This window comes from Kitasatospora sp. NPDC054768 (genome assembly GCF_053612025.1).
The window spans coordinates 18894-29767 of the sequence record NZ_JBSHBN010000116.1 but is presented as its reverse complement, the minus strand read 5'-3'; the positions used below and the strand labels follow the sequence as shown (position 1 = coordinate 29767).

At 68.6% G+C, this 10874-nt stretch carries 5 protein-coding genes and 1 tRNA gene; all 6 read right to left on the bottom strand.

Annotated elements, in window-relative coordinates:
• Window positions 1–14: 14 nt before the first annotated feature.
• Window positions 15–88, bottom strand: a tRNA-Met gene (locus tag ACWGKU_RS28570).
• Between the two features lie 188 nt (window positions 89–276).
• Complete coding sequence (locus ACWGKU_RS28565; protein WP_401053930.1) at window positions 277–4170, bottom strand: DNA-directed RNA polymerase subunit beta'; 3894 nt, start codon at window positions 4168–4170, stop codon at window positions 277–279.
• Window positions 4171–4268: 98 nt separating this feature from the next.
• Window positions 4269–7745, bottom strand: coding sequence for a DNA-directed RNA polymerase subunit beta (gene rpoB / locus ACWGKU_RS28560; RefSeq protein ID WP_359897540.1), 3477 nt, complete (start codon window positions 7743–7745; stop codon window positions 4269–4271).
• Between the two features lie 710 nt (window positions 7746–8455).
• Window positions 8456–8839 (bottom strand): 50S ribosomal protein L7/L12, encoded by a 384-nt coding sequence (gene rplL / locus ACWGKU_RS28555; RefSeq protein WP_401052223.1) that lies wholly within the window; start codon window positions 8837–8839, stop codon window positions 8456–8458.
• A gap of 91 nt (window positions 8840–8930) precedes the next feature.
• Complete coding sequence (gene rplJ, locus ACWGKU_RS28550) at window positions 8931–9494, bottom strand: 50S ribosomal protein L10 (protein ID WP_045693068.1); 564 nt, start codon at window positions 9492–9494, stop codon at window positions 8931–8933.
• A 371-nt stretch (window positions 9495–9865) separates the two neighbouring features.
• Complete coding sequence (locus ACWGKU_RS28545) at window positions 9866–10744, bottom strand: hypothetical protein (RefSeq protein WP_452177433.1); 879 nt, start codon at window positions 10742–10744, stop codon at window positions 9866–9868.
• Window positions 10745–10874 lie beyond the last annotated feature (130 nt).

The following is a 10874-nucleotide window of genomic DNA, read 5'->3' as shown; positions in this document are numbered from 1 at the left end:
GGGCCCTTCCTTTGTAGCGGGGACAGGATTTGAACCTGCGACCTCTGGGTTATGAGCCCAGCGAGCTACCGAGCTGCTCCACCCCGCGTCGGTAAACATGACTCTACGCGACTTCGGCCGAATGACCTAATCGGCTTCCGTCCGCGCCCCGGGCGGCCCGGCCGGCCGACCTCCCCCACACCCCCCGGCAGCCCCTGACGGCCCCTGGCGGCCCCCGGGAACGCCGCAGGGCGGCCACCCCGTGGGGTGACCGCCCTGCGATCGGTGCTGCGCGACTCAGCCGGTGTACGGGCCGTAGTCGTAGTCGTCCAGCGGAACCGCCTGGCCGGAGCCGGCGCCGAAGGGCGACAGGTCGTAGTCGTCGTAGCCGACGGCCGAGTACATCGCGGCCTTGGCCTCCTCGGTCGGCTCGACCCGGATGTTGCGGTAACGGGGCAGGCCCGTACCGGCCGGGATGAGCTTACCGAGGATGACGTTCTCCTTGAGGCCCAGCAGCGGGTCCGACTTGGCGTGGATCGCCGCGTCGGTGAGGACCCGGGTCGTCTCCTGGAAGGAGGCGGCCGACAGCCAGGACTCGGTGGCCAGCGAGGCCTTGGTGATACCCATCAGCTGCGGACGGCCGGAGGCGGGGTGACCGCCCTCGGCGACGACGCGGCGGTTCTCCTGCTCGAAGCGGCCGCGCTCGACCAGCTCGCCGGGCAGCAGCTCGGCGTCGCCCGACTCGATGATCGTCACGCGGCGGAGCATCTGCCGGATGATGATCTCGATGTGCTTGTCGTGGATCGACACACCCTGCGAGTTGTAGACCTTCTGGACCTCGGCGACCAGGTGGACCTGGACGGCACGCTGGCCCATGATGCGCAGGACGTCGTGCGGGTTGGTGGCACCCATGGTCAGCTTCTGGCCGACCTCGACCGCCTCGCCCTCGCTGACGAGCAGCTTCACACGCTTCGAGACCGGGTAGGCGATCTCGTCGGTGCCGTCGTCCGGCGTGATGACCAGCTTGCGGGTCTTCTCGGTGTCCTCGATCCGGACCCGGCCGGCGGCCTCCGAGATCGGAGCCACGCCCTTCGGGGTACGGGCCTCGAAGAGCTCGACGACACGCGGCAGACCCTGGGTGATGTCGTCACCGGCCACACCACCGGTGTGGAAGGTACGCATGGTCAGCTGGGTACCGGGCTCACCGATGGACTGGGCGGCGATGATGCCGACCGCCTCACCGATGTCGACCAGCTTGCCGGTGGCCAGCGAGCGCCCGTAGCACATGGCGCAGGTGCCGACGGCCGACTCACAGGTCAGGATCGAGCGGGTCTTGACCTCGCCGATGCCGTGGCGGATCAGCTCGTCGATCAGGACGTCGCCGAGGTCGGTGTTGGCGGTGGCAAGGAGCTTGCCGTCCACCGTGATGTCCTCGGCGAGCATGCGGGCGTAGACGCTGGTCTCGACGTCGTCGGCCTTGCGCAGCACGCCGTCCGCACCCACGGAGCCGATCGCCAGCTTCAGGCCGCGCTCGGTGCCGCAGTCCTCCTCGCGAATGATGACGTCCTGGGAGACGTCGACCAGACGACGGGTGAGGTAACCGGAGTCGGCGGTACGGAGGGCGGTGTCGGCCAGACCCTTACGGGCACCGTGGGTGGAGATGAAGTACTCCAGCACGGACAGACCCTCACGGAACGACGCCTTGATGGGTCGCGGGATGGTCTCGTTCTTGGCGTTCGACACCAGACCACGCATACCGGCGATCTGGCGCATCTGCATCATGTTTCCACGAGCACCCGAGTCGACCATCATGAAGATGGGGTTCGTCTTCGGGAAGTTCTCGTTCATGGCCTCGGCGACCTCGTTGGTCGCCTGGGTCCAGATGCCGATGAGCTCCTGCTTGCGCTCGTCGTTGGTGATCAGGCCGCGCTCGTACTGACGCTGGACCTTCTCCGCCTTCGCCTCGTAGCCCTCAAGGATCTGGGGCTTGTTCGGCGGGACGACGACGTCGGAGATCGAGACGGTGACACCCGAGCGGGTCGACCAGTGGAAGCCGGACGCCTTCAGGTTGTCCAGGGTCGCCGCGACGACGACCTTGGGGTAGCGCTCCGCCAGGTCGTTGACGATCGCGGAGAGCTGCTTCTTGCCCACCTCGTAGTCGACGAACGGGTAGTCCTCGGGCAGCAGCTCGTTGAAGAGCGCGCGACCCAGGGTGGTGGTCAGGCGGAAGGGCTCGCCGTCGAACCAGCTCGACTGGCCGTCCTCGTCCACCGGGGCGGTCCAGCCGCGCGGCGGGACGGTGCCGGCCGGCAGGCGCAGCTCGATCGGGGCCTGGACGTCCAGGTCGCGGGCGTCGAAGGCCATGATCGCCTCGGCGGTCGACGAGAAGGTGCGGCCGGCGCCCTTCACGTTGTCGCGGTCCGAGGTCAGGAAGAACAGACCGAGCACCATGTCCTGGGTCGGCATGGTGACGGGGCGACCGTCGGCCGGCTTCAGGATGTTGTTCGAGGACAGCATCAGGATGCGGGCCTCGGCCTGCGCCTCCGCGGAGAGCGGCAGGTGGACGGCCATCTGGTCACCGTCGAAGTCCGCGTTGAACGCGGTGCAGACGAGCGGGTGGATCTGGATGGCCTTGCCCTCGACCAGCTGCGGCTCGAAGGCCTGGATGCCGAGGCGGTGCAGGGTGGGCGCACGGTTCAGCAGCACCGGGTGCTCGGCGATGACCTCTTCGAGCACGTCCCACACGACCGGACGGGCACGCTCGACCATGCGCTTGGCCGACTTGATGTTCTGCGCGTGGTTCAGGTCGACCAGGCGCTTCATCACGAACGGCTTGAAGAGCTCCAGCGCCATGGCCTTCGGCAGACCGCACTGGTGCAGCTTGAGCTGCGGGCCGACGACGATGACCGAACGGGCCGAGTAGTCGACTCGCTTGCCGAGCAGGTTCTGACGGAAACGACCCTGCTTGCCCTTCAGCATGTCGCTGAGGGACTTCAGCGGGCGGTTGCCGGGGCCCGTGACCGGGCGACCACGACGGCCGTTGTCGAACAGCGCGTCGACGGCCTCCTGGAGCATGCGCTTCTCGTTGTTCACGATGATCTCGGGGGCACCGAGGTCGAGAAGGCGCTTCAGGCGGTTGTTGCGGTTGATCACGCGGCGGTACAGGTCGTTCAGGTCGGAGGTCGCGAAGCGGCCACCGTCCAGCTGCACCATCGGACGCAGGTCCGGCGGGATGACCGGGACGCAGTCCAGCACCATGCCGTTGGGCTTGTTGGTGGTCTGCAGGAACGCGGAGACGACCTTGAGGCGCTTGAGCGCACGGGTCTTCTTCTGGCCCTTGCCGGTGCGGATGATCTCGCGCAGGCGCTCGGACTCCTCCGCCAGGTCGAAGGTCTCCAGGCGGTCCTTGAGGGCCGCCGCGCCCATCGAGCCGGAGAAGTAGGTGCCGAAGCGGTCGCGCAGCTCGCGGTAGAGCAGCTCGTCGCCCTCGAGGTCCTGGACCTTGAGGTTCTTGAAGCGGGCCCACACCTCGTCGAGGCGGTCGAGCTCGCGCTGCGCGCGGTCGCGCAGCTGCTTCATCTCGCGCTCGGCGCCCTCGCGCACCTTGCGGCGCACGTCGGCCTTGGCGCCCTCGGCCTCCAGCTCGGCCAGGTCGGTCTCGGCCTTCTTGGCACGGGCCTCGAGGTCCGAGTCGCGGCGGTTCTCGATCTGCTGGCGCTCGACCGAGACGTGCGCCTCCAGGGACGGCAGGTCGCGCTGGCGACGCTCGTCGTCCACCCAGGTGATCATGTAGGCGGCGAAGTAGATGACCTTCTCGAGGTCCTTCGGCGCCAGGTCCAGCAGGTAGCCCAGGCGGGACGGCACGCCCTTGAAGTACCAGATGTGGGTGACCGGGGCGGCCAGCTCGATGTGGCCCATCCGCTCGCGGCGCACCTTGGCGCGGGTCACCTCGACACCGCAGCGCTCGCAGATGATGCCCTTGAAGCGGACGCGCTTGTACTTACCGCAGTAGCACTCCCAGTCCCGGGTGGGGCCGAAGATCTTCTCGCAGAAGAGCCCGTCCTTTTCCGGCTTCAGGGTGCGGTAGTTGATGGTCTCCGGCTTCTTGACCTCGCCGTGCGACCACTGGCGGATGTCGTCGGCGGTGGCCAGGCCGATGCGGAGCTCGTCGAAGAAGTTGACGTCAAGCACTGGTCGTCAAGCCCTCTTTCGTAAGTCGAGAGTCGTTCATGTGGTCTGAGGGGGGCCTGGGGGCGGGCCGGCCGCTGCTGCGGCCGGCCCGGCCTCCGTCAGACCTCTTCGACGCTGCTCGGCTCGCGCCGGGACAGGTCGATGCCGAGCTCCTCGGCGGCGCGGAACACGTCCTCGTCGGAGTCCCGCATCTCGATGGACTGGCCGTCCGAGGACAGCACCTCCACGTTGAGGCAGAGCGACTGCATTTCCTTGATGAGGACCTTGAAGGACTCGGGAATGCCGGGCTCGGGGATGTTCTCGCCCTTGACGATGGCCTCGTAGACCTTGACTCGGCCGAGGACGTCGTCGGACTTGATGGTGAGGAGCTCCTGGAGCGCGTAGGCCGCGCCGTACGCCTCGAGGGCCCACACCTCCATCTCACCGAAGCGCTGACCACCGAACTGCGCCTTACCACCGAGCGGCTGCTGGGTGATCATCGAGTACGGACCGGTCGAACGGGCGTGCAGCTTGTCGTCGACCAGGTGGTGCAGCTTGAGGATGTACATGTAGCCGACCGAGACCGGCATCGGGAACGGCTCGCCGGAGCGGCCGTCGAACAGTCGGGCCTTGCCGGTGGAGTTCACCAGGCGCTCACCGTCACGGGTGAGGGTGGTGTTGTCCAGCAGGCCGGTGATCTCGTCCTCGCGGGCGCCGTCGAAGACCGGGGTGGCGAGGTTGGTGCCGCCCTCGACGGTGTCGGCGCCGATCGCCTGCAGGCGCTGGGCCCACTCGTCGGCCAGCCCGGAGACGTCCCAGCCCTGCTTGGCGAGCCACCCGAGGTGGATCTCCAGGACCTGTCCCGGGTTCATTCGGGACGGGACACCCAGCGGGTTGAGGATGATGTCGACCGGGGTGCCGTCCTCCAGGAACGGCATGTCCTCGACCGGCAGGATCTTCGAGATGACGCCCTTGTTGCCGTGACGGCCGGCGAGCTTGTCACCGTTGGTGATCTTGCGCTTCTGGGCCACGTAGACGCGGACCAGCTGGTTGACGCCCGGGGGCAGCTCGTCGCCCTCTTCGCGGTCGAAGACGCGGACGCCGATGACCTTGCCGGACTCACCGTGCGGGACCTTCAGCGAGGTGTCGCGGACCTCACGGGCCTTCTCACCGAAGATCGCGCGGAGCAGGCGCTCCTCCGGGGTCAGCTCGGTCTCGCCCTTGGGCGTGACCTTGCCGACCAGGATGTCGCCGGTGACGACGTCGGCGCCGATGCGGATGATGCCGCGCTCGTCGAGGTCCGCGAGGACCTCCTCGGAGACGTTCGGGATGTCCCGGGTGATCTCCTCGGGGCCGAGCTTGGTGTCACGGGCGTCGACCTCGTGCTCCTCGATGTGGATCGAGGAGAGGACGTCGTCCTGCACGAGGCGCTGCGACAGGATGATCGCGTCCTCGTAGTTGTGACCCTCCCACGACATGAACGCCACGAGCAGGTTCTTGCCGAGGGCCATCTCGCCCTCGTCGGTGCACGGGCCGTCGGCCAGCACCTGGTTGACCTCGACCCGGGCGCCCTCGTCCACGAGCACCTTCTGGTTGAAGGCGGTGCCCTGGTTCGAGCGGGTGAACTTGGCGGCGCGGTACGTGGTGTACGTGCCGTCGTCGTTGGCCACGGTGACGTAGTCGGCCGAGACCTCCTGGACGACACCGGCCTTCTCGGCGGTGATGACGTCCGCGGCGTCGACGGCGCAGCGGTACTCCATGCCGGTACCGACCAGCGGAGCCTCGCTCTTCAGCAGCGGCACCGCCTGGCGCATCATGTTCGAGCCCATGAGCGCGCGGTTGGCGTCGTCGTGCTCGAGGAACGGGATCATGGCGGTCGCGACCGACACCATCTGGCGCGGCGAGACGTCCATGTAGTCGATCTCGGTGCCCGGGATGTAGTCGATCTCGCCGCCACGGCGGCGGACCAGGACACGCGGCTCGGCGAAGTGCAGGTCCGCGGTCAGCGGCGCGTTCGCCTGGGCGATGACGTAGCGGTCCTCCTCGTCGGCGGTCAGGTAGTCGACCTGCTCCGTGACGACACCCTCGATGACCTTGCGGTACGGGGTCTCGATGAAGCCGAACGCGTTGACCCGACCGTACGAGGCGAGCGAGCCGATCAGACCGATGTTCGGGCCTTCGGGGGTCTCGATCGGACACATGCGGCCGTAGTGCGAGGGGTGCACGTCACGGACCTCGAAGCCGGCCCGCTCACGGGACAGACCACCGGGGCCCAGCGCGGACAGACGACGCTTGTGGGTCAGGCCCGACAGCGGGTTCGTCTGGTCCATGAACTGCGACAGCTGGCTGGTGCCGAAGAACTCCTTGATGGAGGCGACGACCGGCCGGATGTTGATCAGGGTCTGCGGCGTGATCGCCTCGACGTCCTGGGTGGTCATGCGCTCGCGCACGACGCGCTCCATACGGGCGAGACCCGTACGGACCTGGTTCTGGATGAGCTCGCCGACGTTGCGCAGGCGACGGTTGCCGAAGTGGTCGATGTCGTCGACCTCGACCACGATGTCGCGGCCTTCGTCGTCACGCCACTCGGTCTCGCCCGCGTGCAGCTTCACCAGGTACTTGATCGCACCGATGATGTCGGGCTCGGTGAGCACGCCGGAGTCCAGCGACTCGGCGTTGCCCAGCTTGCGGTTGACCTTGTAACGGCCGACCTTCGCGAGGTCGTAGCGCTTCGGGTTGAAGTACAGGTTCTCCAGAAGCGTCTGCGCGGCCTCGCGCGTGGGCGGCTCGCCCGGACGCAGCTTGCGGTAGATGTCCAGCAGCGCGTCGTCCTGGCCCTGGGTGTGGTCCTTCTCCAGGGTGGCGCGCATCGACTCGTACTCGCCGAACTCCTCGAGAATCATCTCGTTGGTCCAGCCGAGCGCCTTGAGCAGCACGGTGACGGACTGCTTGCGCTTGCGGTCGATGCGGACGCCGACCATGTCGCGCTTGTCGATCTCCATCTCCAGCCAGGCACCACGCGAGGGGATGACCTTGCAGGAGTAGATGTCCTTGTCGGACACCTTGTCCAGGGTGGAGTCGAAGTACACACCCGGGGAGCGGACGAGCTGCGACACGACGACACGCTCGGTGCCGTTGATCACGAACGTGCCCTTGTGGGTCATGAGCGGGAAGTCGCCCATGAAGACCGTCTGAGACTTGATCTCACCGGTCTCGTTGTTGGTGAACTCGGCCGTGACGAAGAGCGGGGCCGCGAACGTGAAGTCGCGGTCCTTGCACTCGTCAATGGAGTTCTTCGGCGGCTCGAAACGGTGGTCGCGGAAGGTCAGCGACATCGACCCGCTGAAGTCCTCGATCGGGGAGATCTCCTCGAAGATCTCCTCCAGACCGGACTTCGTGGGGACGTCCTGACCACTCTCCAGGGCCGCCTCGACCCGGGACTTCCAGGCCGCGTTGCCGAGCAGCCAGTCAAAGCTCTCGGTCTGCAGGGCCAGGAGGTTCGGGACCTCGAGGGGCTCCTTGATCTTCGCGAACGAGACGCGGAGCGGGGCGGTGGATGCGGCGGAATTGTTCGAGGCGTTGCGCGGCGCGGCCAAGAGGGGGGTCCTTCCGAGGGCTCGGAGCTCACTACGCGCGTACCAGCCGGGCCTGCTTGGGCTTGGTGCCGCCTCCCTCGCCACTGGCCTCCGCCGGGGTCGAAACCCCAGGTCAGAGCCGCTTTGCGGAGGCGGTGCCAGACCCCATCAGGGCAACGCAAACTCCGGGCGACGAGTCACGGAGAAGCTAACAGGCAGCGCAAAGGGACAGTGTAGCCAATGGCGACACTGCTGTCCAGCTCTGATTCGGAGACCGAATCGGAGACTCCTCCCGGTAGCCGGCGAGCGCGGGCGCCCACCGGGTACTGCTCTAACTCACGTGGAGTCATTTCCCGCCGGAGCCACTGGTTATGCATCCAGTGGCGAACCAACCGGGCGGACTCGCGCCTTGAGAATCGCGCGCCGCGCCAGGTTCGTCAAGGGCCCGCCGGCGGCGCGGGCCTCGACCTGTCTATCGACCCGGAGCCCCCCGGCGTTACAGAAGCCGTGGTGGCGCCGCCCTCGACGACGGTGATCACCATACCCCCCGGCACCGACGGTGCCGAGTGGGCCGTCGGCCACGCCGGCGGGCCGTACCGGCCGGTCGGGGGAACGGGACCGGGGGCGGCCCCGGCGGGGCCCGGGCCCGGCCCGGAAACGCGAAAAAGCCGGGCCGACCACCCGCAAGGGTGATCGGCCCGGCCCTACGCCCCCTCAGAGGGGGCGCGAGATCACTTGACGGTGACCTTGGCGCCGGCACCCTCAAGGGCAGCCTTGGCCTTCTCGGCAACGTCCTTGGCAACCTTCTCCAGGACCTTGGCACCAGCGGTGTCAACGAGGTCCTTGGCCTCCTTCAGGCCGAGGGAGGTCAGGGTGCGCACCTCCTTGATGACCTGGATCTTCTTGTCGCCAGCGCCCTCGAGGATGACGTCGAACTCGTCCTGCTCCTCAGCGGCCTCGGCGGCCGGGCCGGCAACGCCGGCGGCGGCAACGGCGACCGGGGCGGCGGCGGTGACGTCGAACTTCTCCTCGAAGGCCTTCACGAAGGCGGCCAGCTCGATGAGGGTGAGCTCCTCGAACTGCGCGAGCAGCTCGTCCTGGGACAGCTTCGCCATGATGGCGTCCTTCCACTAAATCGGCAGGTTGGTGCCGGATGTACGGGTGGGGCGGGCGTACGGGCCCGCAGCGAGGCGTGAGCCTGCCGAATTACTCGGCGGCGGCGTCCTCGGCGGCGGGAGCCGGCGTACCGGCACCGCCCTGCTCGACCTTGTCGCGCAGCGCGTCCACAGTGCGGACGAGCTTCGACGGCAGGGCCTGGAAGAGCGCGGCAGCCTGGGACTGCTTGGCCTTCAGGGCACCCGCCAGCTTGGCGAGCAGCACCTCGCGGGACTCGAGGTCCGCGAGCTTCTTGATCTCATCGGCGGACAGCGCCTTACCGTCAAGGACACCGCCCTTGATGATGAGAGCGGGGTTCTCCTTGGCGAAGTCACGCAGAGCCTTCGCCGACTCCACCGGGTCACCGGTGACGAAGGCGACAGCCGTCGGACCGTTGAACAGGTCGTCGAGCTCCGTGATCCCGACCTCATTGGCCGCGATCTTGGTCAGCGTGTTCTTCACCACGGCGTACTCGGCGTTGTCGCCGAGCGAGCGACGCAGGGTCTTGACCTGCTTCACCGAGAGACCGCGGTACTCGGTCAGCAGCGCCGCGGAGGAGCCACGGAACTTGTCCGTGATCTCGGCGACGGCGGCAGCCTTGTCGGGCCTGGCCATAGGCTTACGCCTCCTTCCGTGATGTCGAATTCGGGCCGACCGCGAAAGTCGACCTAGGTCGCCGTGGACCGACCGGACGGAAGGAAAGCCCTTGCAGAAATGCAATGAGCCCCGGTGCGCAGGGGCACGGGGCTCGGAACGACCTCGACGGACCTCCACGCGAACGCGGGACCCGGAAGTCGAAGCTCCAGACGCACCTGCGCGGGCTGCCTGCGACGAAGCGCAGATCCTTCGGTCACCTGCTCCCTGACGGGCGCGGCGACAACCAGCGGTCTTTGGCTTCGGCCAGCGTAGCCGGAGCCCTCCGCGAGGTGCAAATCGCCCCCGGACGGGGTGGGCCCGGGCCGTCCCGGAGCATCCCGGGCGCCCGCTCAGCGGGCCAGCGGGGAGACCGTCCGGACACCGGTGTCCGCGGTGTCCGTCTCGGCCGGCGCCTGCGCCGAGAGCAGCGCGCCGGCGAGGTCGGTGTAGAGCACCGAGTCGTCCGCCCGCCCGCTGTCCCCGCTGCCGGTGCGCTGGAGCCGGACCAGCTGGTCCTTGTCGTTGAGCCAGAGGTCCAGGGTGAGGGAGATCGAGCCGCCGGGCGCGAGCGCGGCCCGCAGGCCGTCCCGGCGGGACCGGGTCAGCTGGGTCTGGGCGGCGGCGTACTTCTCGGCGGTGGTGGTGACCCGGTAGTGCTCGACGGTGGAGTCCTCGAACTTCTCCTCGCCGACGAAGACCGGGTCCGTCCCCTCGGCGTTGGCCGCGGTCAGCGCCTCGACCGGGTTCAGCAGGTCGATCAGCCCGGCGTACGGGATCTCCTTGTGGCCGTCCGCGTCCGGCGGGACGGTGAAGCGCTCCCAGTGGCGGCCGCCCTGCCGGGCCGCGGTGGCGGCGTCCCCGCCCTGGTAGGCGACGGTGTCCACGACGATCAGCTGCTCGGCCTCGGCCGGGGTGGAGCGCTTGATCTGGAGCGCGGTCTTGGGCTGCCAGAACAGCGGGCCGGACCCGGCGTCCGAACCGAGCCGGTAGCTGACCTTGGCCCGGCGGGCGGTCTGCATGGCCAGCTGGGCGGAGAGCAGCACCCCGTGCGGCGAGCGGTCGGTGGGCTTGGCCTGCGCGCTCGGGGAGGCGGTGGAGAGCGGGGCGCCGACCGGGCTCGGGCTGCCGGACATCGCGGCGGGCGCGCCGCCGTCCCCGCCGCATCCGCTCAGCCCGCTCGCCAGCAGGGCGACGGCGGCCACTGCCGCCAACCGCTGCCGTGCCGCCATCGCCCGTTCCCCTCTCGCCCGGCCCCGTCCTGCGGCGGCCCCGTCCCGGCCACCTTGCCACCCGTCCCCGGTCCGCCCGGTGGCGGCCCCCTCCGCCGGGCGGATCCACCGGGTCGGCCCAGCCGGGCCC